We start from the raw sequence: 24270 nt of genomic DNA, 5'->3' as shown, positions 1-24270 counted from the left end.
AAAAATAGGAGGGTAAGTTGTATCCAAGTGATATAAGTGACAAGGAATGGGAAATTTTAGAGCCCTATGTTGCACAAGGAGCGATAGGACGACCAAGAAAACATAACATAAGAACAATTATTAATGCAATAAGGTACATAATGAGGGGTGGTTGCCAGTGGAGAATGCTACCAAAAGATTTTCCTCCATGGAAAACGGTGTATGACTATTTTCTCAGGTGGCGTAATAATGGAAAATTGAAAAAAATACATGACATGCTAGTAAAAGAGGTAAGAAAAATGGTTGGCAAAAATGAAACACCTTCAGTAGGTATAATTGACAGTCAATCAGTGAAAACGACTCAAAAAGGGGATCAAGAGGATATGATGCCGGTAAAAAAATAAAGGGTAGAAAACGTCATATTATTGTAGATACACTAGGTCTTGTAATTACTGCAGAAGTACACAGCGCAAGCATTCAGGACCGTGATGGTGCTACCAATCTTTTTGTTCAAGCTAAATGCAAAGCTCCAACATTACGTAGGTTTTTTGCTGATCAAGGGTATAAAGGTAAATTACAAAATCGATGTTTGTTGGAAACTGGATGTTTGCTAACGATTACCAAGAAATTGGTTGATACAGGATTTCAAGTTATTCCTAAACGTTGGATTGTAGAACGAACCTTTGCCTGGCTTTCCAATTTTAGACGCATGAGCAAGGATTACGAACATTCTCCTCTTACTTCAAAAAACAATATCTTATTTAATATGATTACTTCTATGCTTACTAAATTAGCCAATTAACTCCTTTCAAGACAGGTTCTTAGAAATACTAAAAAATCAAGAGCAAGATGAAGAGCAAAAAGCTAAAATTGATGGTTGGCTAAAAATACTTGCAAAGAGTATATCTAGTTGTGAAAGTAAAGATAATGTTGGCAAAATTAAATTGCAACAGGAAACTAGCAATATATTGCACAATCAAGGGCAAAGTGACCAAAAAGACACAGTAAAAACTACTAATAAACCAATAATCATTGGTAATGTTTGTGGTGTTATAGCTGCATTGGCAGTTGGGTTAGGATTGTATTTTGGTGCTGCATTACCGGTATTGCCTATAATTGGTATAGCTGTAGCTGCTGCTGTATTAGCTGGACTTGTTGCTGGTGGTATTACATATGTAATGTCAAATTCTAGTAAGAATCTAGATAGAGCTAATGTAGAGCAAGGAGTTAGTATAGGGTCAAGTATAACAGCGTAGTTAAGTGAAAGGAAGAAGTCTTCTTCCTTTTCTCAAAGTTTTTTTTGTTGATCATATATTCACAGCATTAAGTTCTATAGGTTGCTGCGTAAAAGATTAGGAAGTAGTTTTGTTAGTGTTGAAAATTATAGCTCTTTTCCTAATAGTGTGAACATGATGGAATAGGTAAAGTAGCGAGGAGATATAAATGCCAGCAGCATATAGTTATGATTTAAGGAAAAAAGCATTGGATGTAGGGGAAAGTAGAGCATTTGTAGCCAAGAGGTTTAAAGTTAACATTCTATGAATGGCAAAAAGGTGCAAGAAAATAGGCGATTTTAAATCAAAATGTAGATCCAATAGAGCGTGATTGATATCTTGCTAGTAATAGTGTAACAGCTTTTATTAAGATATTTTTTGCCATATGGCAGCAATAACAAAGTTAGAAAATTGATGGCTGAATATGTTGGCATTGATAAACAGTATATTATGCTTCAATCAATATTTACTTTAGTAGCTTCTACAACTTTTTTTAGTATATTGGTGCTATGTACCAACAGCAGTATTTGCACTTGCTACGTGTTTCTTTGTTAAAAATGCTGTACATGCTGCATTTTCTGCAAAAGAACTTTCTCCTGAGTTTGCCGAAATTATTACTGAAAAAGTAGTAAATAATGTTGAGCTCAATGCAGAAGACAACTCTCAATCGAGAAGCTACTTATATGAGACTGTGTTATATAGCGAAACTAGATTTCACTTTTACACACCTAGATAAGGGGTAAAAGCAGATACTAGAATGACGAAATCGTTATTCTGCTACGCATTATCGCCGTATAACTATAGCTATATATGAACTAAAAAAGTAATATTCACTAGATCTTAATATTTTAGATCTATATTTCAATAAAATATTACAATTAGTATGAATGATCCATTTAAAAGTGAGGATTATAAAAAAAATCTCGATTCTCTGATCAAAGCTATAAAGCTAGGGAATTCAGAGAAACAATATGGTAAAACAGTAACAGATTTATCTCATGCTTTAGAGGGTTTTACAGATAAGGCAGAAGATGTAGCTAAACTTGTTATACGTGATGACTTGAATAATTGTGTAAAGAAGGCAAATAAAAAGCCATTAATTTTTAGGATATTCAATAGAATATTAGGAAGAGATGTTTCGATTAGGAATATAAGTAATTTTATAAAAGATAAATTGCCTCCTTCAACTGCTAGAACAGCAATCGAATATACAGATGTTATTCAAAAAATTTCAGATTTAGAGCGAATAGAAAGAAGTCAAGATAAATATAGGTCATATGGAATAAATTTAGAAAATAGACAGCAAAAGAAAAATCTCTTATATGAGCGAGAAGATTCAGGTTATGGAGGTTCATTAAACGAAGATCCTGAGTATGAAGAAATATCAAATTATCAAGAGGAAAAAAGTAAATCTTTAACAAAAGATTTGCGTAATCTACAATCAATTAAAGAGGAGCCGATTTATGCAACAATTCCTAAAGAACATATAGAAGCAAAAAGAGAAAATAGGAAGAAACAACAACTTCAATCTCTTGCACCACCAAAACCACCAAGAGTACCACCAGTACCAGAGAAAATGTTTACTGCCAATCAAAAAATTAGACAAGAACCGAAAAAAGATAAACCTGCAGTACCACCAAAGCCTAAAGATTTAGGCGAAAAAGTAAGCACAGAGCAAAAAATAGTAGTGGAAAAATCAGCTGAGAGTAAACCTACACTACCACTAAAATCTGAAAATCAAGATGGTAAAGAATCAGCAAAAAAAGCTGATGGACCAAAAGTACTAGTAGTTGCTATGAAAAAAGAAGTGACTCGCGAGAGTAGTAAAGTAAAGGCATTAAAAGAAAGATTTGAGCGAAATCAAGTAAAGAACGTGTTGCCTGCTGAAAACAAAACTGCTTCAGTAACACAAACGGATATCAGTGTGAAGAGAAAACAATCTCGTTCATTTCCAGTAGGGAATAAAAAATCTTCGATCAACCATCTTGCCAGCAAAAATTTACCTTCCACGAATGTAAGTGTAAAAGAAATGGTTAAAAAATTTGAAGGGAGAAAAGGTGAAAGATAGTAATATTTGGGTATTTCCCTACTCATGAAAATTAGCTCTTATCATAACATTTTTACAGCCATAAGAGGAAGTTTTTCGGTTCTGTCGCATTTGTAGGGAAGTAGAAAGAAGAATGATATAATTGTCTAAAAAAAAGCAAAGATGTTTCGTATCAATCAAAAATTGTTGCCATATTTCAAAGGATTTAGCTTTTCAGCGGATGTTATCTGTATACATGAAATGTCGATTCTCTTTGAGCTATCGAGATTTGGAAGAAATGATGAGTATAAGGGGAGCAAAATGCTACGTTACAAAGGTGGGTTATCACCACTGATAGATGAGGCAGTAAGGAAAAGAAAGAAGCAGGTTGGTAGTAGTTGGAGAGACTTACATTAAATTAAACGGTAAATGGGTTTATTTATATACTGTAGACTTGTGTGTTAGTAGAGACAAGTCTGCAGCACTTGCATTCTTTCGTAAAGCCTTCAGGAGTAACTATCTTCCTGAGAAAATTGTAATTGATAAAAGCGGCAGTAATACTGCTGCTCTTGATGATTTGAATGCAGAAATTTCTGAAGATTACAGTTCTTCAAATAAAATATCTAAATAATATTGTTGATAGATTTATCAAAAAACTAATAAAGCCAATGCTTGGGTTTAAAAGCTTCCATTCCGCAAAGATTACCATCACAGGCATAGAAAATATTCGTATGATTCAAAAAAGACAAATTATTAAATAATGTTTCTACTTTTGAGAATTTTGCTATGTTAATAACTCCTATAATCCCACCTTTAATGATCTTCTTTCCTATGGTTTATAGATTCGACAGAACCTAAAATATACCCTGTATTCCAGGTTTGATTATGTCTGGAACAAGCCTAACGCCATTCTTTATTTCTTGTACTATAGAAATTGTTGTTAAGTTCTTTATGTTAAAATCATTGATATTCATTGCTCTTTTATAAAAAAATTAAGCTATATGCTTTATATCTTAACATTAGTTTAGTTTTAAAACAAATTAATATTTTAATATAAGTTTTCTCTTTTGTAGAGAATCTGCTTTTTCTTGTTTTGTATGAACTTAGAAAATTTTTATTGATGAATGACTTTAAGTTTAAAATTGAGAAAGTAGTTGTTATATATACCAGCAAGTATGAGTTAAATTTGTATTATGGACTTGAATAAATTTACCGAAAAAGCAAAAAGCCTAATCCAGAGCGCTCAAATGAAAGCATTGGGAGCTGGGCATCAGATTTTTATGCCTGAACATTTACTTAAAGTAATGCTTGAAGATGAGTCAGGTTTAGTTCAGGATTTGATAGGCGCTTGTGGTGGAAATGTTCAGAATATTTCTGATGCTGTGAGTAGTGCAATTAAAAAGTTTCCAGTGGTTGGAGGACCAGGTAGTGGTGGACTTCAGCTTTCAAGAGAGGTAGCAAAAGTTTTTGATGATTCAATTGGTATTGCGAGGAGAAATAAAGACACATTTGTTACTGTTGAGCGGTTACTGCAGGGCCTTGCTGCACAAAAAGATGAAATTGTAGGTAAAATTTTAGCAGAAGGTGGTGTAACACCGCAAAAATTAAATTCAGTTATTGAAGAAATGAGAAAAGGTGGCAGTGCAGACTCTCCAAATAGCGAGGAAAAATTAAATGCGGCAAAGAGGTATACAAAAGATATTACAGAGCTTGCTATGCAAGGTAAGCTTGATCCTGTAATTGGTCGTGATGAGGAAATCAGAAGAACTATGCAGGTATCGTTGAGGCGAACAAAAAATAATCCAGTACTGATAGGTGAACCTGGTGTTGGAAAAACTGCAATAGTTGAAGGTTTAGCAAACAGAATTGTTGCAAATGATGTACCACTTGGTTTGCGTGATGCAAAAGTTTTAGCTTTGGATCTAGGTGCGTTAATTGCTGGAACAAAATTCAGAGGAGAATTCGAAGAAAGATTAAAAGCAGTAATCAATGATATTTCAAAAGCAGAGGGGAAAGTTATCTTATTTATAGATGAGCTTCATACTTTAGTTGGAGCAGGAGCAACAAGTGGTGCAATGGACGCTTCAAATTTGCTAAAGCCTGCTCTTGCGCGTGGAGAAATTCGCTGTATAGGAGCTACAACTTTAGATGAGTATCGTCAACATATAGAGAAAGATCCTGCGCTTGCAAGGCGTTTTCAGCCTGTGTTTATTTCTCAACCAACTGAAACTGATACTATTTCAATACTGAGAGGTTTGAAGGAGAGATATGAGGTGCATCATGGTATTAGAATCACAGATGGTGCAATAATTGCTGCTGCAACGCTTTCTAATAGATATATAACAGATAGATTTTTACCTGATAAAGCGATTGATTTAATTGATGAGGCAGCAAGCAGAGTAAGAATTGAGATGGATAGCAAACCTGAGGTTATTGACGAACTTGAGAGAAAGATTATACAACTAAAAATTGAATCAGAGGCTTTGAAAAAAGAAAGTGATGAAAACTCTAAGCAACGTTTAAAAAAGATAAATGAGGAAATTGAGAGTCTAAACAGTAAATTTGCTGACTTAAGCAGTAAATGGCAGATGGAAAAGAATAAGATAGCTAAAATACAAGAAACAGCTGAAAAATTGGATAACTCGAGAAAAGAGTTGGAACTGGCTCAGCGTAATGGAAATTTAGGAAGGGCAGGGGAATTGATGTATGGTGTGATTCCTCAACTTGAAAATGAGTTAAAAAATCAGGAAAAAGTTACTGATAGTTTCCTAAAGAAAGAAGTTACTGAGAGTGATATTGCAAATATTGTTTCAAAATGGACAGGCATTCCAGTTGATAACATGATACATAGTGAAAAGGAAAAGCTCCTTAACATGGAAAATGAAATAGGAAAAAGAGTAATAGGGCAGAGAGATGCAATTGAAGCGATAAGTAATGCAGTAAGGCGCTCCCGCTCTGGTGTTCAGGATACTAATCGACCTTTTGGTTCATTTTTATTCTTAGGTCCAACCGGAGTTGGAAAAACAGAGTTGGCAAAATCCCTTGCCGAATTTTTGTTTGATGATCAATCAGCACTTCTACGCTTTGATATGTCAGAATATATGGAAAAACACTCCGTTTCAAAGTTAATTGGTGCGCCTCCAGGATATGTTGGCTATGAACAAGGTGGCAGGTTAACTGAGGCAGTAAGGAGAAGACCATATCAGGTAATTTTGTTTGATGAGATAGAAAAGGCAAATCCAGATATATTTAATATATTGCTGCAGATCTTGGATGAAGGCAGGCTCACCGATAGCCACGGTAAATTGATTGATTTTCGCAATACCATACTGATTCTAACTTCTAACCTTGGTGCTGAGGTGATGCTAAGAGGAGCTACCGAATCTGTGAAAGATGAGGTGATGAAAATAGTTAAGTCAGCGTTTCGTCCAGAATTTTTAAATAGACTGGATGAAATTATTATATTCCACAGCTTAACCAAAGATGACATTGATAAAATTATAGATGTTCAATTCTCTTATTTACAAAAGATGCTTGCTAAGCGTAAACTGAGTATTAGTTTATCGCAAGAAGCTAAAGAACTAATAGCACAAACTGGATATGACCCTGAATATGGAGTGCGGCCTCTGAAAAGGGTAATACAAGAATGCATTCAAAATAATCTAGCTAAGTTAGTTTTATCGGGGGAAATAGTAGAAGGAGATGAGCTAATAGTGTATACTTCTGGTAACGAAATCTTAGTTAAAAAGATCTAGATTCGCTGTGTATTTTTGTTTTGAAAAATGTGTATAAATCATAATGTTAATGTTGAGTCTTTATTTAAGCTAGTTGATCAAGGGAATAAAAAAGAGAAAGCAAAAATTAAAGAGTTTATACAGTACTTTTATAATTTTGTTTATAATAGTGACCTAAAAGTCAACGATAAATTTCTTTTATACATTGCAGAAGATGCATACAACTTCATTCTTAAAAAAGAAAAAGAAGAAAGTAAATTGGCAGTAAGTAATGTAAATGATATTTCAGGAATAGAAGGCAATTTCACTATAATTAAAATCACAAATTATGACATGCCCTTTTTAGTGGATTCTGTCATTTCCACTATTAAGTCACACGGTTTAACTATATGCTATTATAGTAACAGCATAATTAATGTTCAAAGAAAAAATAGCCTAATAGATAAAATTCATCTTTTGGAAGAAAGTAATGGAATCAAAGAGTCAGTAATATATGTAATTATTAAAGGCATAAGTGATAGCTTTGTTGATACACTAGAAGAATCTCTACGAAAGACGCTAAAAGCAGTTAACTGCGTTGTAAAGGACTGGCAATGGATGCTCAAGAAGCTTCTTGAGCATCCGGCATTGGATGCTGGAGGCAGAGATTTTCTAGCTTGGTTGAAAAATAACAATTTTGTATTTTTAGGTTATCAAGAATACATTACTAATAAAGAAGGAAAGCTTGCTCTAAGTGGTAAGGAGAGCCTCGGGTTAATGAGAGCAAGTGAAGAGTACCAAAATTCATCAATTTTTTCTGAAAGCTTGAATTCTTTATACATACTAAGATCAGACCTAATCTCAATAGTTCATCGGCGTACCTATATGAATTGTATAGGAGTGAAAGAATTTAATGATCAGGGTGATGTAATAAGGGAACAGCATTTTTTTGGGCTATTTACTTCTATAGCAGAAGTTCAAGATATTCGAACTATTCCGGTAATAAAGGATAAGGTTACAACAATAGAAAAAAAGGCAGGATTTGTTCCTGGTGGCCATAACAATAAAGCTTTAATTTCCATTTTACAGGCATTTTCTTGTGACGAATTATTCCAATCAAATGAAGACGAGTTATTTGAAATTTGCACCTCGATCATGTCTCTTGCGATTAGACCAAGAGTCAAATTATTTTTGAGAAAGGTAGGGAACTTTATTAGTTGCATAGTATTGATACCGATGCGTTATGCTAGTGCAAGACTAATGTTTAAGATACGCGATATATTGAAAGATGAAACGAATGCAGAAAGTTCAGATATTTATAACAATCACATTATCAATGAATATGATTTGATGAAATTACACGTGGTGCTAAGAACCAAAAGCGCTAGCGTTTTTGATGATGAAGTTTTGCGTATCGAAAACAAGTTAAGAAACATTACAGAAAAGTGGGAAGATCGTTTTATAGACAATTTATATAATACTTTTAGCACTGTTGAGGATATATTTATCCGCTATTGCAAGGCATTTCCGATAAGTTATCAAGAGAATTTTGAACCTCATGATGCGTATTATGATATGAAAAAATTGGAGATAGTGAGAAAGAAAAAAGTCAGTGAAGTTGATTTGAGGCTTACTCGTGACAATCTCAACTATCAATTGAAGGTTTACACTCCAAGCAACGGAGGCCTTGAATTGTCAAAGATATTAAAGGTTACTAAGAATTTAGGGGCTAAGATTCTATCTCATAATGGTTATTATATAGAAATCAACGGTGGAATATGGATACATCATTTTGTGTTGTCAAGAGTTGATGAATTAATAGACAACATTACTTTAAAAGAGCAGTTTGAGGTAACACTTGTAAAAGTGTTCAGCAAGGAAATAAAAAATGACTATTTTAACAGCTTGATCATTATTTCTGGGCTCGAGTGGAAGGAAGTGCTTCTGATTAGAGCGCTAAGCGCCTACCTAAAGCAGACATCATTTAGCTATAACCCAGAATATATCCAGAAAGTAGTATCAGAGTATCCAAAAGTAGTAAGGTATTTAGTAGAATTATTTCATTCAAGATTTGATACTAAAATAGATATTGATAGGGCAGAAACTACTAGCATTTTGATAGAAAAAATTGAAGAACTACTAAAAGAGATCAGCAACGTTTCACATGATTACGTTTTGCGTTCGATATTTAACTTGATAATGGCAATTTTGAGAACCAGTTATTATCAAGATGATAAGCCATACTTATCTATCAAATTTGATTCAAGTAAAATAAATGGTTTACCTGACCCGCGCCCATACCGTGAATTGTATGTTTATTCAAACCTTTTTGAGGGAATACATCTAAGAGGAGGGAAGTTGGCTCGTGGTGGTTTGAGATGGTCGGATAGAACGGAAGATTTTCGCACTGAAGTTTTGGGACTCATGAAAGCCCAGATGACAAAAAATGCGGTCATTGTACCTGTTGGCGCAAAGGGTGGGTTTGTAATAAAGCAAGTTTATAAAGACAAAAACATTTTAAGGGAGAAAGGTGTTGAATGCTATAAGAATTTCATCAGAGGAATGCTTGATATTACTGATAATGTAGTTGATGGCAAAATAACTCCACCAGAAAATGTGATTAGGTATGACGAAGATGATCCATATTTGGTAGTTGCAGCAGATAAAGGCACTGCTTCATTTTCTGATTATGCAAACGAAATATCCTCTGAATGTAACTTTTGGCTCGAAGATGCATTTGCATCTGGTGGATCAGCAGGTTATGACCACAAAAAGATGGGTATTACAGCAAGAGGTGCATGGATTGCAGCACAACGCCATTTTTGGAGAATGAATAAGGATATTTACCAGGATACAACTGTTATTGGAATTGGAGATATGGCTGGCGATCTATTTGGGAACGGCATGCTGCTTTCAAGAAATATGAGTTTAATTGGAGCATTTAATCATATGCATATTTTTGTTGATCCAAATCCTGATGCGGAAAAGAGTTTCGTGGAGCGTAAACGGCTCTTTGAATTACCGTTTTCCACTTGGATGGATTACAATAGAGATTTGATTTCTCATGGTGGCGGGGTATTTGAACGTAGTAGCAAACAAGTAGAAATTTCTCAAGAAATGAAAAAGTGCTTTGATATAACGGAAGATACATTATCTCCAAATGATTTGATTCGATATTTGCTCAAGGCAAAAGTGGATTTCATATGGAATGGAGGAATTGGCACCTTTGTTAAGGCAAAAAGTGAAAGCCATGGCATGGTTGGCGATAAAGCAAATGATGAATTAAGAGTAAACGGTCATGATATTAGAGCTTCTATGTTTATAGAGGGTGGCAACCTTGGTTGCACGCAGCTTGGAAGGGTAGAATACGCTAAAATAGGTGGGTATATCAATGCAGATTTTATTGATAATTCAGCAGGAGTAATATGTTCTGATCTTGAAGTTAACATCAAGATTGCTTTTGTTGCAATTATGAAAGAAGGGGGAATTTCCTTGGAAAAAAGGAATGAAATACTGGCTAGCATGATAGATGAAGTTGCATCTAAGGTACTTGAAAACCATAACAGGATTGAAACAAAAGCATTGCTTCTTGAGTGCTTGCAAGCTAAAGAAAAGTTGGAGCAGCACCATAAATTATTACTCAGTTTAGAGAAATTTGGGCTGCTAAACCGAGATGTAGAATTTCTTCCAGCTGAAGAAGAGGTAGCAAGAATGTTAACTGATGGAGAAGGTTTCTGTTCTCCTCAGCTTTCTGTTCTGATGTCTTATGCAAGAACAGCAATAAAAAATGAAGTTATACACTCTGAGCTACCTGAAAAAGATTTTTTGTGCCGTGATTACTTACTAAATTACTTTCCACAAAGGATGGTAACAGAGTTCAAGGATTCCATATTGAAACACCAACTTTGTAGGGAAATTATTTCTACTTGCATTACAAACGATGTAGTAAATAGGATGGGCTGTATATTTATTAATAATTTGGTCGAGAGTACTGGAATTAAAGTACATGAAGCAGTTAACATATATATCGTTGTTAATCACCTATATAATTTAAGTAGCCTTTGGCAGAAAATTGATGAATTGGATGGAAAAATTGATGTTGATTCATATTTGCAAGTAGTGAGAAGTGTGCAAAAATTTATTGGTAGGGTATCATTTTGGTTAGTAAAAAATCTTGGTAAGCTTAATCTTGTAGAACTAGATGGTGTTACAAAATTTAGGGGTGCAATTGAAACTTTAGGCCATGATATTTTAGATGAGCACCTATTAGAGGTCTATAATCATGGATTAGCTTCTTTGTTAGAGCTTAACATAAATAAAGATCTAGCAAAAAGGGTTGCTGATCTACGTATTCTTATTTATGCGCTGGACGTTATATCTGTTGCTGAGCAGACATCTTTGTCCATCCTTGAGGCTGGTAGAATATACTTTGAATTAAAGTCGCTGCTAAGATTTGATATGATTAGAACAGTTGCTGGCAAGATGAAAAGCCATTCTTCCTATTGGGATCGCAGCTTAATTAATGATTTATTAGATGATTTAAGCAATTATCAACATAAGCTAGCTGTTAAAGTTATAAAAGCTACTGATAATCATGTAGACAAGGTTCAAACTTGGGCTATTAATGATAAGGATTATATAGAGCGCTACAATAGCTTTTTAGATGAGATGGTCGCTTATAAACTTGATTTAAGTAAATTAATACTCATAATCAGAAGAGTTAAAATACTTGCTTCATAGGAAAAATGTTTAATATAGGTCTGTCAGAAGTTTTAGTTGTAGCTTTAGTGAGTATAATTGTTCTTGATAAAAGTAAAGTACCTGTATTTCTTAATCTTATTAAAAATATATATAGGTATTTCTGGGTTGTAAAATCAAGAGTTAGGAAATTGTTGAAGGATACCGGAATTAAAGAATTATATGAAGAGCATAACGTTGAAAAAGTCAATTACATAATTGGTGAAGATGGCAAGCTTTATCCTACTTACAATGTAGATAGTACAAAAAATGACAGCAAAAATCCTAGTAGTAGATGATATACCATCTAATGTTAAGCTTTTGGAGGCTCAGCTAAAAGCAGAGTACTATACAGTTATTGTAGCTTATGATGGCGAGGAGGCGATAGATTTAGTAGCGGAACAGCAGCCAGATATTATCTTACTTGATGTCATGATGCCAAAAATGAGTGGTTTTGAGGTTTGTAAGAAGCTAAAGAATGATCCCTTAACGACTTATATTCCAATAATTATGGTAACTGCGCTGCATGACACTCATGATAGAGTGGAAGGAATTAATGCTGGTGCGGATGACTTTCTAACTAAGCCGATAGATGAAACTGCTTTATCTGCAAGAATTAAGTCTCTTGTGCGCTTAAAGATGATAATAGATGAGTTGTGCTTGAGAGGAGAAACTAATGCTGAGATTGGTGGAGTAGCAGAAAGCAGTATTATGGATTATTCTAATCAGATTTTTGATGCTAACATACTTGTTGTAGATGAGGACACCTTTCAAGCAGAGCAGATACACAATGTTCTAAAGCAACGCTTCAGATCAATTAAAATACTGCACGATCCAAAAGAAGCATTAAAGGTTGGTATTAAGGATAATTACGACCTGATTATTTCTGACATGCAGTTTTCAAAAACTGACGGCCTACGGTTGTGTTCTAAGTTTCGTAGTAAAGTAGAAACACGTTATACACCAATTCTGATCCTTTCTGAAGATTATGATAAAAGCAATTTAGTAAAGGCACTTGATGTAGGTGCTAATGATTATTTAACAGTACCTTTAGATGAGAGTGAATTAATAGCTAGGGTTAATTTGCAAGTGAAACGCAAAAGGTATCAAGATGCCTTGAGAATGAATTTATTTAATAATGTGGAAATGTCTATAAAGGATCCATTAACTAACTGTTATAATAGAAGATATTTTGATGCACACTTAAGAAATATTGTTAAGGATTCTGTGGAAAAAGATAGAAGTTTATCTCTTATGATACTTGATATAGATTATTTTAAGATGGTGAATGATAACTTTGGGCATAATGCTGGAGATGAACTTTTAAAGGAAATACAGAAAAGAATTTCTGAAAATATCAGAGTGACAGATTTATTAGCTAGGTTTGGTGGTGAGGAATTTGTTGTTGTAATGCCAGATACCAATGTATCAGATGCGTATACTATTGCAGAGAGAATAAGGAAAATTATTGCCAAAGAACCTTTTATACTTGTGGATAAAAATACAACCCATAATTTAACTGTGAGCATTGGAATTTCAGCAATGCAAAGATCTGACCTTGATGATGTTAAAAAATTTATAGTACGTGCTGACAAATATTTATATAAAGCAAAAAACAGTGGTAGAAATAGAGTGGTTACTGGTTGAAGTTCTTTTAAATAAGTAGTAACTAAGATTCAAATGATAGCATAAAATTTCTCAACTCCGGAAATTTCGCATTTAACTGCAGAAATAGATATTTATTTAAAAAATACCCTGTAATTTTTAACCCTAGTCTGAATTCTTGATATGAGTAGCTATTTTGTAGGTTGTTATTGTATACATCATGCAACATCTGTGGAAAAGGTAGTAATTTATCTGCATAACAGTCACCTACTTTTTTTGACACTGCTCTACCAGTTTTTGGAGAAATAAATTGTAGATTTTCTTTCACACCTGTTACAGCACATTTTGATAGGTCTAACTTAAATCCAAGTTGCGTAAGAAGCAGAAGCTCTAAGTTAAGGTAATGACTTTGCCAAAACTGGCTATTATGTTTTATTAAATCGATGAAGTGTCTAAAATTATCATACAACTTGATGCAGGATTCACTTTCTGGAAGCACTTTTTCTAATATAGACGAGAAAGAAACAATAGCAATGCTTTTTAACCTATCTTGAAAGAAATGATGAAATGGAGATTCAATCAATTCGCACTTTAAAAAACCTAGATTTTCAGGTAGCTTAGCACTCCATTCTGCATGTAATAGATTACTTATTTGAAACTTATAATTGCTATTGTTTGTTAACCTAGTTAATCCTCTGCACTTTCCATGATTTTTTGTAAATAGAGAAAGAATTAAATTTTTATCACCGTATTTTTTAACAGCTATAATAACACCTTCATCTTTCCATCTCATTTAGAGTATATTGACCATATGATATTATAGAGATAATAAAATTAGTGTAGCAAATTTGAGTTTAAGTCAACTGAAATATATTGACTTTATGTGCAATATTAGCTTTAAACCAGTAAAACAAGCTGCTTAACATATGCGCCCTCTCTATTTTAATTATATTCTTCTTTTGTCTCTATGTTGTTTTTTGCTTTTTTCAATGAAAGCCCAAACGAATGATTCATCAGTTATTCCTATACCACAAAGAAAAAAAGAATTAGTTGAGTTAGTACAACCGAGGCAAATTATTGAAATACAGGAAATTGATGAGGGTATTCCAATTCCCAAAAGAAAAAAGGGTGTAGAAAGAAAACTAAGAGAAGACATCAAAGAGGTGAAAAATGAAATAAGAGATAAGAAAAATATTGAGAACAAAGATGATGAATTGGCTGTAACAGAAATTATTAATTCTATAAGGGATAAACTGACAGAGTGTTGGAGCATTCCTGAGGGCATAGTTTATAAAGAAAATTTTAGTATAAAAATTAACTTATTATTATCCAGTAAAGGCGAGATCGTTGTAGCCAACGTAGCAGATAGTAGTTCTTATCAAAATAATCCTCTTTTTAGATCAGCAGCAGATAATGCAATGCGTGCAGTGTATAAATGTAGCCCGTTAATTGGCTTACCTGCTGAGCATCATCACATTTGGCGCGAAGTCACGTTAGATTTTATTCTAAATAGGTGAATTTACGTTACCTGAATTAGTTACTTGTGATGAAAAATAGATCAGCAAATTTTCAATCAACAACAGCTAAAGACCTTTCTGCAACGTTGATTTCTCTTATATCTGTAACTTCGTCATTCTGATTAAACGAAATTTGCAGAGACTTACTACTGTACTTCCTTTTTCCCAAGAAGTTAGCTTGTTTAATTTTATATGAGACATAGTACCAAACATTTTCGTCGAACTTTGATACTAATGTTGGCAATCCTAAAGTATGAACCACTTTTTCTCTATCATCACCTACTTTTATTTTGCTCCACAGTTCAACATTAATGCCAGGAACTCCGTGATTATAGATAGTGTGCATGCAGCCTACTGAAAACAGCAAAACAGAAAATATTAATACCCGCATTTTATCAATTAGTTATTTGAAATCATAATACACTGATAAACTATCTGTCGTCAAATTTCAAAAAAGTTAAATTGACTGATTCTCAATATCATTTAATATAATATTTACTTCAAAATAATTAGGTACATTATGTCATTGCTAGAAGCAGATCCAATATACAAGCCTTTTAATTATCCTTGGGCATATGATGCATGGTTGCAGCAACAAAGGATACACTGGATACCTGAAGAAGTTCCGCTTGCTGATGATGTGAAAGATTGGAAAACTAAACTTTCTAATGTAGAGAAAAATTTATTGACCCAGATTTTTAGGTTTTTTACTCAAGCAGATATTGAAGTAAATAATTGCTATATGAGGCATTATTCAAATATATTTAAGCCAACAGAAATATGTATGATGCTTGCAAGCTTTTCCAATATGGAGACTATACACATTGCAGCCTATTCATACCTTCTAGATACGATTGGCATTCCAGAAAGTGAATATCAAGCATTCTTAAAATATGATGCTATGAGAAAGAAGTATGAATACATGTTAGAATTTGAGGAAAGTAAAAAGCACGATAAAAAACATGTTGCTAAAACTTTAGCAGTATTTGGTGCCTTCACTGAAGGATTGCAGTTATTTGCATCATTTGCAATTTTGCTCAATTTTCAACGGTTTGGAAAAATGAAAGGTATGGGGCAAATAATTGCTTGGTCAGCACGTGACGAAACCTTGCACACCAATTCAATTATCAATTTGTTCAATACGTTTATTAAAGAGAATAATGAAATTTGGAATGACGAGTTCAAAGAAGAATTATATTCTGCATGTAGCACTATTGTTGAACTTGAAGATGAATTTATAAGTCTTGCTTTTGATTTAGGAGATGTTGAAGGGCTATCTGCAGAGGAAGTGCGCAATTATATACGTTACATAGCAAACAGAAGGTTAACGCAATTAGGTCTTAAATCTATATATAATGTTCAAGATAACCCTATTCCGTGGCTTGATGAAATACTAAATGGCGTGGAACATACAAATTTCTTTGAAAATAGAGTAACAGAGTATAGCCGTGCAGCAACTCAAGGCACTTGGGAGGAAGCTTTTGCTAAAAAAGATACAAAAAGTGAATAGCAGTAACTTCACCCTTTTTTATCGTTTCAACGGAAGCTTGCGATACATATCAAAGGTGGAAGGAGGAAGAATTTGATATAAATCATCTATTTAGCTTAGAGAAAAGAGAGTATAGATATAAAGTTACATTATTGCATGTAATAGTTGGAGATTTTGATTGCTTAGAGGAGGAGAAGAAGAAGTTAATACGATATCTATTAGACAAAGGTGCTAATGTTAATGCACGAGATTCTTTTGGAAAAACTCCTTTGCACAATAGTCATGACAAAGAGGTAACACAAATTTTACTAGATGCAGGTGCTAATCTTTTTATAAAGGATCATTATGGAATGACTGCAAGAAAACATGCCCGTGATGAATCAAAGCAGCTTTTAAAAAAGGCAGAAGATAAATACAAGCAATAAAGCAATGAAATTTGGTGCTATTGTTGGTATTACGGCTGGAGTGGGAGTTGGTAATGGACTTTTTGCTGCTGCTGGTCTTTCATTACTAATATCGGCTTTTATTGGCGCAGCTGTTGCTATAGCAATAGGGTTTGTTGTTTTTGGTATTACATATGCAATGTCAAAGCAGGTTCCTAGTGAGAAGCTATAGCGTTGATGCAGAACAAAAAGCTAGTACAGCGGCAAGTATGGTAGTGTAGTTAAGTAAAAAAAGGAAGAAGAGACTTCTTCCTCTTTTCTCCAAATTTTTTATATATAATTGAGAATAAAAAAACTGTGGATAACTCTGAAAAAGATCAAAAAAGACATCAAAAAGAGTATGATTAGATTGAAATATTTACAGAAAAACTTACTCAATTGATAAATATCTTAACGCTTTTTAAGAAAAGACAAATAGAGGGTCGTATTGGAGCTAAAGGTTGAAATTTTAAGTGCTTCTTAATACTTAAAGAGGTACTTTAATAGTTCCTTTTAAGTACTAATCCGGAGGTTCGATAGGTTGTTGTTTAAAAGATTGGCGGATATTTTTGTTAGTATTGAAAATTACATAATGTATATTATGGAAAATACAAGAAACACAAGCTTTCAGCAAGAGAAAATTCAATTTTTGCTCTTCTCAAACAGCATAAAAAAGTGCCTGTTGAACCTCCAGATTAATGCTCAAAAATGTTCAATTGATACTTTAAAAGTATTACTTTAAAAATACCTAAAGTATCACTTCAAAAGCACTTAAAAATTTTATCTTTTAGCTCCAATACGACCCTCTATTTGTCTTTTCTTAAAAAGCGTTAAGATATTTATCAATTGAGTAAGTTTTTCTGTAAATATTTCAATCTAATCATACTCTTTTTGATGTCTTTTTTGATCTTTTTCAGAGTTATCCACAGTTTTTTTGTTCTCAATTATATATATATTAGTATTTGGAGATCATATTTATTATAGATCTCCAAAGTACTCAGAAATGTAAAATTATATACTCTACTAGGTTATCAACTTAGTTATTAACAATTCTGTGAATAACTTAAACAAGAAAAAGGTGCTTTTGCTTGAGCGTCATTCTTTATGGTTACACCTATTATCAGATCTAGGTACCCTGAATAGGATTAAGGGTACCTAACGAAGTAAAAAACTTGGAGAAAAGGAAGAAGTCTTTTCTTCCTTTTACTTAATTTGGCTGAGGCAAACATTGTTCTGTTGCCGACCTTGATGTGTCAGGATTTTCTATCTTAGTAGATACTGCATATGTAATACCACCAGCAATAAGTCCAGTGAGTACAGCAGCAGCTACAACTATACCAACTAAAACCAGTATTGGTAATGCAGCATCAGCAGCAAAACACCCACCACCAACTGCCAATCCAGCTATAACACCGCAAATAGCCCCAACTTTCATTGCCTTCTTAATTGCTTGTTCAGTAACTATTCCTCTTAACTCTCTCTTAGCTTCTTGTTGTGCAATATCGTCTGTAGTTTTGCCATTCTTATCTTCTAATGTAGGATCAGCACCTGCATCTAATAGAGCTTGTACCATTTTCCGGTTGAATGTATTAGCATAATATAAAGGAGTTTTTCCAAAAGAATCTTGCTTATTAACATCAGCACCTACATCTAATAGAGCTTGTACTACCTCTAAAGAGGAGCTGGAAATAGCAGCATGATGTAAAGGAGTTCTTTTAGCTTTATCTTGCTTATTAACATCAGCACCTGCATCTAATAGAGCTTGTACTACCTCTAAAGAGTTGGAAGCAGTAGCACGATATAAAGGAGTTCTTCCACAACTATCTACTGCATTAACACTAGCACCTGCTCCTAATAGAGCTTGTACTACCTTTTCGTTACTATATTTAGCTGCTATATGCAACAATGTTAATTCATCACGCAACAATTCACTTTTTTGATAACTCAGTGGATTTAACGGGTCGCAGACAAATCGGTGATTTATGTCAAATTCTTCCTCTTTCCACTTTTGGTATGTGCCATTATCTTCTGTTCGTAACCAATTTTTCAGTTGTCTAAGTAAATTACTCCCATCTGAATACTTTAACATACGTCCAAAATCTTCGCACTTCATAATATTTATAAAAATGTATATACTTTAATTATCATGCATTTAAGTAAGAAAGTCAACAATTTAACTAAGTATCACAAACACTTAAACAAGAAAAAGGGGCTTTTACCCGAATAGATATTTTATAACGTCTTAATGCTAACTCCACCGACATATAAATTTGCGTGGCTTTTTCCAGTATTAAGCAATGCAAGTCCAATATTGTCGACACTAGAGCGTAGTTCTCCTACTTCTTCATTATGTTCACTGATTACTTTAGTGCCAATATTTGGAAGTGCATTTTTTCCCTCAACAAGGTAAAGTTTCCTTCTGAATTTTTCTTGTCTGCTCATTCGATTTACAACTTCCTGACCTATATAGCACCCTTTATTAAAGCTTATACCATTTATCTTATCGATTAAATATTGCAGCGGAAATGATGAATTTTGCACCATATCTTTTGCTCCATCTGGGACAAGGTTTTTAATTCTAACTTTTTCATACTGAATAAAATCTCCAACCGGTTCTTTTATTTCATCTTCATGTATGATCCTCATTCCTAGCAGCTTGTGCCTTGGATCTTGAAAAATCACTTGTGACTTACTACTACACTCCGCCAACTTAGCATCAAACAAAACTCCAACCTTATATAGTGAACTAATGTCTTTAATCCTCACTCTAAGGTAAGTTTTGAGCAAGTCTAATTTTTCAATTATTTGCTGTAGATGGGCATTTTCACACTCCAAATAAATATATTTATCATGCTCAATGAGGAAAAAATCGTACAGATATTTTCCCTGAGGGTTGAGTAATAAAGAGTAAATTGCCTGCTGGCTACTTAGTTTATTAATATCATTTGTTATAACACCCTGAAGAAAATCTCTCGTATCTGGTCCGTATAAAGATATTAGACTACGGTTTGCTAGCGGTATGTAGCCCATAAAACTTCTGTTCAAACCTTAAATTATACACTTTTACTAACTCCAACCCTTGAAATGTAACCTTTAGATGACTACATAGAATTGTAGGTTAATCTATTAATGAGGAAACATAAATGTCAAGTGTAAATTTGAATGTATTAGATGATAACGTGCTAATAAAGCCTATTACTGAAGAAAAACAAGGTGGAATTGTACTACCATCAAGTGCTGAAAAGAAGCCTACTAAAGGTGAAGTTATAGCAATTGGTAGTGGTTCACGCAACTCAAGCGGAGAGCGTATAGCTTTAACTGTAAAAACTGGTGATAAGGTTTTCTACAGGCAGTGGGCTGGGACAGAAGTAGAGCATGATAATGAAAAGTATGTCGTGATGAAGGAGTCAGACCTACTTGCTGTTATCAAGTAGGTATTCCTATTTTACTAAACTAATGCGCTATATAGTGCATTATGTATTTTAATATTCTAAATTTTTTATTAATTTAAGGAGTGATAAAAATGGCTAACATAGTAGTATCAGGCGAACAGTTGCAAGAAGCCTTTCGTGAAGTTGCAGCAATGGTTGACTCAACGGTGGGAGCAACTGCAGGGCCTAGGGGAAATACAGTAGGAATTAGCAAGCCATATGGTGGACCAGAGGTCACAAAGGATGGCTATAAGGTAATGAAAGGTATAAAGCCTGAAAAACCATTACACTCTGCGATAGTAAGCACCATTGCTCAAAGTGCTTCTCAGTGTAATGACAAAGTTGGTGATGGTACCACAACATGCTCAATACTGACTAGCAATATGATAATGGAAGCTTCAAAGTCAATTGCAGCTGGAAATGATCGTATTTGTATCAAAAATGGAATACAGAAGGCAAAAGATGTGATATTAAAGGAGATTACATCAATGTCTCGCACAATTTCTTTAGAGAAAATGGATGAAGTTGCACAAGTTGCAATAATTTCTGCAAATGGTGATAAAGCTATTGGTGATAGCATTGCTGATGCTGTTAAAAAGGTTGGAAAAGAAGGCGTCATCACTGTTGAAGAGAGTAAGGGTTCAAAAGAATTAGAAGTTGAACTTACAACTGGTATGCAGTTTGACCGTGGTTATCTCTCTCCATACTTTGTTACAAATAATGAAAAGATGAGCGTGGAACTTGATGATCCATATTTGCTGATTACAGAAAAAAAACTTAATATTATTCAACCTTTACTTCCTATTCTTGAGGCTATTTTTAAGTCTGGTAAACCTTTGTTTATCATTGCAGAAGATGTTGAAGGTGAAGCATTAAGCACTTTAGTGATCAACAAATTACGTGGTCTAAAAGTTGCTGCAGTAAAAGCTCCAGGTTTTGGTGATAGGAGAAAGGAGATGCTCGAAGACATAGCAGCTTTAACAGGTGCTAAGTATGTCATAAAAGATGAGCTTGGAATCAAGATGGAAGATTTGACTCTTGAAGATCTTGGTACTGCTAAAAATGTTAAAATCACTAAAGACAATACCACAATTGTTAGTGAAGACAGCGACTCTGATAAAAAAAACAGAGTAGATGCTAGAGTTAACCAGATTAAATCTCAGATTGAAACTTCAACCTCTGATTATGATAAAGAAAAGCTGAGAGAGCGTTTAGCGAAATTATCAGGCGGCGTTGCTGTGCTCAAAGTTGGTGGAGCAACCGAAGTAGAAGTAAAAGAACGCAGAGATAGAGTTGAAGATGCACTTCACGCAACAAGAGCTGCAATTGAAGAAGGTATAGTTCCCGGTGGTGGAGTTGCACTTCTTTACGCTGCATCTGCTCTTGATAAGCTAAAAGCTTCAAGCGATGAAGAGCAAATAGGTATCAACATTGTCAAAAAAGTTCTCAGTGCTCCAATCAAAAGATTGGTTAAAAATGCTGGTCTTGAATCTGCTGTTATAATTGACTATTTGATTAAGCAGAATGATAAAGAGCTTATATACAACGTTGAGGCCATGAACTACGCTAATGCATCAACAGCTGGTGTAATTGATCCGGCAAAAGTAGTTCGTATTGCTTTTGAAACGGCAGTGTCTGTAGCAAGCGCACTTATTACTACTGAATCTATGATAGTTGATCTACCAAACAAAGAAGAAAATGCTTCATCACCTATGGGTGCAGGAGCAATGGGCGGAATGGGTGGATTCTAAGTAAACAAGAGCCTTGGAGCAACTTGCTCCAAGGTATCTTTCTAGTTCTAAAAAGTCTTACATTTATAAAGGAAATAAATTTGTGACTTTCTATGCAAAGCCACTACTATTTATATTTGTTACGTCTCTTTAATATTATAACTGCTTAAAAATAAAAAAATAATATATTAAAGTTATAATTGCTAGTATATTTGTATTAGCATAATATTATATTAACAAATGATTTATATAATATTTTTATTATAATAGATAGAACTTAAATTATTTTCTTCATAAATAGAGTATTTATGAAAATACGTATATACTCAATCCTACTTTTACTTTTTTCTTGCACTGAATTGTGCGCTGAAGAAGAAGTTGCAAAATTTGATCTGCTCAATGGTAAGGTAAATAAAGCAAACCTTACCATTGAAGGCGCAATAAAGGTTACAATAAAACCAGGTTGGCATATATATTACAAAGACCCTGGAGATTTCGGCCTTCCTACTTCCTTTGACTGTCAGGGTAACATATCAAATATAGATATTCATTGGCCTACTCCCAAGGAACATGAAGATAAAGTTGGGGAAGTTACATTTGTTAGTAACATATATGAAGATATGGTGTTATTTCCCTTTAAAAACAATGTCATTCCAAATCAGGAATACGCTGATATTAACTTTCATATAAAGTACGCAATATGTAAAGATAGGTGTATCCCTAAAAATGCCGAGATAAAAACCAGTCAACCACTAAAGGATTTTATAGATTCTGATATCAATAAACTCATAAATGAGTGGTATGAAAAATAGAGCTCCCAGCGAGCAAGTGATAGTTATACGATAGCTTAAAAATGTTATTCCTGTCCCTGAATTTTCCAATAAAGATCTTTCCAAAAATTTCGATCATGAAGCCTTTTGGTCCCCAAAAGGCTTCATTTCAATCAATAACGAAAATTATGACTTTGAAAGAGTTGCTTGCTTATTAACTCCTGTAGTAATTTGTATGCTTTCCACACTTGTTGGAGGATAAAATCCTTTTATTACTTCAGAGCCTTCTCGCTTTAAATATGACAATGCTTCATATAAAGTCTTCGCTTCATATTGTCTTCCTACTTTTACTTCTTTATGTGCAGCTAATTGATCCCAAGTAACACCATTGCTTTCAATAAACTCTACAGAACCATTATCGCTAATGCTAATTTTCATTTTACACTCTTTCCCCTCAACATACCAATTTAAATTCATATAATATGAGCCATTAGCTACTTCATAAATTCTTACTCCATTCTCATCAACTCTGCAGCGTATTCCCCTTGTTTCACACTTGCTTTTACTAGGCAGTAATAATGTAATTCCATCTACACCATATTTTCTGCATAGATCACTATTTAAAACATCAACCACATTTATTGATTTTGTAGGATCGCCAAGCATAATTCTGAGTGCAGGCTTAATCTTACCTTTCTTTCTACTTTCTTTAATTTCTATATATTCTAAAGTATTGTCTTTTATACTTTCAATTACATCTTGTGCAATTTTTTTAGCAATTTTGCCTACAATATTTTTGCTATCGTACTTATTGGCATACTTGTATTCATACCTGCCATTAACTTCATATCTATACTTTTCCTGTCCTTCTTCACTAGGAACCACAGTAGAAAAGTGTTTAAACCACACTTCATCATCATCAATACTAACTTCTTCGTTCTTATCTTCAGAATCTATAGATACTTTACTATCTGGGCTCAGATTTTTAAAAAAATTATCTTTTAAGCGCAAATAAAAACGATTACTTTTATCAAAATAATTCTGATTATTAACTGCTTTTGGATTATCTACCACCATATTACCTCCACACATTAGCTATATAGAGGTATATATCAGTGTTGACCTTCTAGGTCAACACTAAACAATAACGAAAACTATAGTTGTTTCTTTTCACCTGCTAAAGATTGTGCTTGTGCTCCATCTACACTTGTTGAATGTTGCTTCAATATGTGATTTAGATATTCTCGTACTTCATCAGTGTATTTAATGCTCTTGTAGCTTAAACTTCTTATCAACACCTTGCCTAAATGAAAAATATTTCCTCTTTCTTGGAGAAATTTGTTATATTCATTGCAGTTACTGACTTTCATTTGCTGTGGCATATTTTTTCTTCAATGGTTAAATGGCTATTCTATAATGAATTTTGTCAGTAACTGCCAGTTCTTTTCTCTTGAGTGATGCAACAAAGCCATCCCAGTGTCAAGCACTGGAATGACACCCATTTCTTTCTAGTGTCCCCTTTCTTGTCATTCAAGTATCCTTTTCTTATCATCCGAGTAGCTAAAACTAGGATCCAT

Annotated in this window: 20 protein-coding genes and 2 pseudogenes; 16 read left to right on the top strand and 6 right to left on the bottom strand. The window is 33.8% G+C overall.

Translation table 11 applies throughout. The features are described from left to right. The first annotated feature begins 17 nt into the window (after positions 1–17). From ABWU56_RS03445 to ABWU56_RS03405, 9 genes and pseudogenes are all read left to right on the top strand, one after another. Positions 18–781 (top strand): IS5 family transposase gene (locus ABWU56_RS03445; protein ID WP_353281091.1). Its coding sequence is split into 2 segments (ribosomal slippage): positions 18–372 and positions 372–781, totalling 765 coding nucleotides; the frame shifts between segments, so codons are not numbered across the junction. 142 nt (positions 782–923) lie between these two features. After that, positions 924–1235, top strand: a complete 312-nt coding sequence (locus ABWU56_RS03440) for a hypothetical protein (protein ID WP_353281891.1) — start codon at positions 924–926, stop codon at positions 1233–1235. A 187-nt stretch (positions 1236–1422) separates the two neighbouring features. Further along, a pseudogene (locus tag ABWU56_RS07480) lies at positions 1423–1575 on the top strand (IS630 family transposase); the annotation flags it as partial. 561 nt (positions 1576–2136) lie between these two features. Further along, positions 2137–3321, top strand: a complete 1185-nt coding sequence (locus tag ABWU56_RS03430; protein ID WP_353281890.1) for a hypothetical protein — start codon at positions 2137–2139, stop codon at positions 3319–3321. Positions 3322–3462: 141 nt separating this feature from the next. Continuing rightward, positions 3463–4137, top strand: a pseudogene (locus tag ABWU56_RS03425) (IS6 family transposase). Between the two features lie 335 nt (positions 4138–4472). Further along, positions 4473–7034: an ATP-dependent chaperone ClpB gene (gene clpB, locus ABWU56_RS03420; protein ID WP_353281888.1), complete on the top strand. Its 2562-nt coding sequence runs from the start codon at positions 4473–4475 to the stop codon at positions 7032–7034. 27 nt (positions 7035–7061) lie between these two features. Beyond that, positions 7062–11732 (top strand): NAD-glutamate dehydrogenase, encoded by a 4671-nt coding sequence (locus ABWU56_RS03415; RefSeq protein WP_353281886.1) that lies wholly within the window; start codon positions 7062–7064, stop codon positions 11730–11732. Positions 11733–11737: 5 nt separating this feature from the next. Further along, positions 11738–12028: a hypothetical protein gene (locus ABWU56_RS03410; protein ID WP_010401887.1), complete on the top strand. Its 291-nt coding sequence runs from the start codon at positions 11738–11740 to the stop codon at positions 12026–12028. Further along, positions 12000–13376 (top strand): PleD family two-component system response regulator, encoded by a 1377-nt coding sequence (locus ABWU56_RS03405; RefSeq protein ID WP_010401888.1) that lies wholly within the window; start codon positions 12000–12002, stop codon positions 13374–13376. The genes ABWU56_RS03410 and ABWU56_RS03405 overlap by 29 nt, the downstream gene beginning before the upstream one ends. A 22-nt stretch (positions 13377–13398) precedes the next feature. Here the strand turns inward: ABWU56_RS03405 and recO are convergent, their stop codons facing one another. Next, positions 13399–14127 (bottom strand): DNA repair protein RecO, encoded by a 729-nt coding sequence (gene recO, locus ABWU56_RS03400; protein WP_353281884.1) that lies wholly within the window; start codon positions 14125–14127, stop codon positions 13399–13401. 196 nt (positions 14128–14323) lie between these two features. Between recO and ABWU56_RS03395 the strand changes: the two genes are divergently transcribed. Then, the gene (locus ABWU56_RS03395) at positions 14324–14851 is read left to right on the top strand and encodes a hypothetical protein (protein ID WP_010401890.1); all 528 of its coding nucleotides are present in this window, start codon (positions 14324–14326) and stop codon (positions 14849–14851) included. Positions 14852–14903: 52 nt separating this feature from the next. Here ABWU56_RS03395 and ABWU56_RS03390 read toward each other — a convergent pair whose 3' ends face one another. Further along, entirely contained in the window at positions 14904–15242 is a 339-nt protein-coding gene (locus ABWU56_RS03390) for an outer membrane protein assembly factor BamE (protein WP_029237605.1), read from the bottom strand. Positions 15243–15371: 129 nt separating this feature from the next. On the opposite strand from ABWU56_RS03390, the gene ABWU56_RS03385 reads away from it, so the two are divergent. The 3 genes from ABWU56_RS03385 (at position 15372) to ABWU56_RS03375 (ending at position 16955) form a co-directional block, all read left to right on the top strand. Then, positions 15372–16361: a ribonucleotide-diphosphate reductase subunit beta gene (locus tag ABWU56_RS03385; protein ID WP_353281881.1), complete on the top strand. Its 990-nt coding sequence runs from the start codon at positions 15372–15374 to the stop codon at positions 16359–16361. Positions 16362–16492: 131 nt separating this feature from the next. Next, entirely contained in the window at positions 16493–16765 is a 273-nt protein-coding gene (locus ABWU56_RS03380) for an ankyrin repeat domain-containing protein (protein WP_264683355.1), read from the top strand. Positions 16766–16769: 4 nt separating this feature from the next. Next, positions 16770–16955, top strand: coding sequence for a hypothetical protein (locus ABWU56_RS03375; RefSeq protein ID WP_265042333.1), 186 nt, complete (start codon positions 16770–16772; stop codon positions 16953–16955). A 1014-nt stretch (positions 16956–17969) separates the two neighbouring features. Here the strand turns inward: ABWU56_RS03375 and ABWU56_RS03370 are convergent. Both ABWU56_RS03370 and ABWU56_RS03365 read right to left on the bottom strand, forming a co-directional pair. After that, positions 17970–18875, bottom strand: coding sequence for an ankyrin repeat domain-containing protein (locus ABWU56_RS03370; RefSeq protein WP_353281879.1), 906 nt, complete (start codon positions 18873–18875; stop codon positions 17970–17972). 119 nt (positions 18876–18994) lie between these two features. After that, positions 18995–19792 carry a YgfZ/GcvT domain-containing protein gene (locus ABWU56_RS03365; protein WP_264331039.1) on the bottom strand — a complete coding sequence of 266 codons (798 nt, stop codon included), beginning with the start codon at positions 19790–19792 and terminating at the stop codon, positions 18995–18997. 113 nt (positions 19793–19905) lie between these two features. Between ABWU56_RS03365 and ABWU56_RS03360 the strand changes: the two genes are divergently transcribed. The 3 genes from ABWU56_RS03360 (at position 19906) to ABWU56_RS03350 (ending at position 22735) form a co-directional block, all read left to right on the top strand. Next, positions 19906–20196, top strand: coding sequence for a co-chaperone GroES (locus ABWU56_RS03360; RefSeq protein WP_007302813.1), 291 nt, complete (start codon positions 19906–19908; stop codon positions 20194–20196). Between the two features lie 89 nt (positions 20197–20285). Then, the gene (gene groL / locus ABWU56_RS03355) at positions 20286–21944 is read left to right on the top strand and encodes a chaperonin GroEL (RefSeq protein ID WP_264683314.1); all 1659 of its coding nucleotides are present in this window, start codon (positions 20286–20288) and stop codon (positions 21942–21944) included. A 287-nt stretch (positions 21945–22231) separates the two neighbouring features. Next, positions 22232–22735, top strand: a complete 504-nt coding sequence (locus ABWU56_RS03350; protein WP_353281876.1) for a protein-disulfide reductase DsbD domain-containing protein — start codon at positions 22232–22234, stop codon at positions 22733–22735. A 144-nt stretch (positions 22736–22879) separates the two neighbouring features. Here ABWU56_RS03350 and ABWU56_RS03345 read toward each other — a convergent pair whose 3' ends face one another. Both ABWU56_RS03345 and ABWU56_RS03340 read right to left on the bottom strand, forming a co-directional pair. Next, positions 22880–23770 carry a hypothetical protein gene (locus ABWU56_RS03345; protein ID WP_353281874.1) on the bottom strand — a complete coding sequence of 297 codons (891 nt, stop codon included), beginning with the start codon at positions 23768–23770 and terminating at the stop codon, positions 22880–22882. A 77-nt stretch (positions 23771–23847) separates the two neighbouring features. After that, positions 23848–24075, bottom strand: coding sequence for a hypothetical protein (locus tag ABWU56_RS03340; protein ID WP_064085506.1), 228 nt, complete (start codon positions 24073–24075; stop codon positions 23848–23850). Positions 24076–24270 lie beyond the last annotated feature (195 nt).

The organism is Wolbachia endosymbiont (group B) of Horisme vitalbata, assembly GCF_964028625.1.
In the GTDB taxonomy this organism is placed as follows: domain Bacteria; phylum Pseudomonadota; class Alphaproteobacteria; order Rickettsiales; family Anaplasmataceae; genus Wolbachia.
The sequence above is the reverse complement of the archived record's forward strand: the minus strand, read 5'-3'. Positions and strand labels throughout refer to the sequence as shown.

Excerpts from the sequence above, each read along its gene's own strand:
- ABWU56_RS03430 (WP_353281890.1), top strand. The coding sequence starts at position 2,137 with ATGAATGATCCATTTAAAAGTGAGGATTATAAAAAAAATCTCGATTCT.
- clpB (WP_353281888.1), top strand. The coding sequence starts at position 4,473 with ATGGACTTGAATAAATTTACCGAAAAAGCAAAAAGCCTAATCCAGAGC.
- ABWU56_RS03415 (WP_353281886.1), top strand. The coding sequence starts at position 7,062 with ATGTGTATAAATCATAATGTTAATGTTGAGTCTTTATTTAAGCTAGTT.
- ABWU56_RS03410 (WP_010401887.1), top strand. The coding sequence starts at position 11,738 with ATGTTTAATATAGGTCTGTCAGAAGTTTTAGTTGTAGCTTTAGTGAGT.
- ABWU56_RS03405 (WP_010401888.1), top strand. The coding sequence starts at position 12,000 with ATGACAGCAAAAATCCTAGTAGTAGATGATATACCATCTAATGTTAAG.
- recO (WP_353281884.1), bottom strand. The coding sequence starts at position 14,127 with ATGAGATGGAAAGATGAAGGTGTTATTATAGCTGTTAAAAAATACGGT.
- ABWU56_RS03395 (WP_010401890.1), top strand. The coding sequence starts at position 14,324 with ATGAAAGCCCAAACGAATGATTCATCAGTTATTCCTATACCACAAAGA.
- ABWU56_RS03390 (WP_029237605.1), bottom strand. The coding sequence starts at position 15,242 with ATGCGGGTATTAATATTTTCTGTTTTGCTGTTTTCAGTAGGCTGCATG.
- ABWU56_RS03385 (WP_353281881.1), top strand. The coding sequence starts at position 15,372 with ATGTCATTGCTAGAAGCAGATCCAATATACAAGCCTTTTAATTATCCT.
- ABWU56_RS03375 (WP_265042333.1), top strand. The coding sequence starts at position 16,770 with ATGAAATTTGGTGCTATTGTTGGTATTACGGCTGGAGTGGGAGTTGGT.
- ABWU56_RS03370 (WP_353281879.1), bottom strand. The coding sequence starts at position 18,875 with ATGAAGTGCGAAGATTTTGGACGTATGTTAAAGTATTCAGATGGGAGT.
- ABWU56_RS03365 (WP_264331039.1), bottom strand. The coding sequence starts at position 19,792 with ATGGGCTACATACCGCTAGCAAACCGTAGTCTAATATCTTTATACGGA.
- ABWU56_RS03360 (WP_007302813.1), top strand. The coding sequence starts at position 19,906 with ATGTCAAGTGTAAATTTGAATGTATTAGATGATAACGTGCTAATAAAG.
- groL (WP_264683314.1), top strand. The coding sequence starts at position 20,286 with ATGGCTAACATAGTAGTATCAGGCGAACAGTTGCAAGAAGCCTTTCGT.
- ABWU56_RS03350 (WP_353281876.1), top strand. The coding sequence starts at position 22,232 with ATGAAAATACGTATATACTCAATCCTACTTTTACTTTTTTCTTGCACT.
- ABWU56_RS03345 (WP_353281874.1), bottom strand. The coding sequence starts at position 23,770 with ATGGTGGTAGATAATCCAAAAGCAGTTAATAATCAGAATTATTTTGAT.
- ABWU56_RS03340 (WP_064085506.1), bottom strand. The coding sequence starts at position 24,075 with ATGCCACAGCAAATGAAAGTCAGTAACTGCAATGAATATAACAAATTT.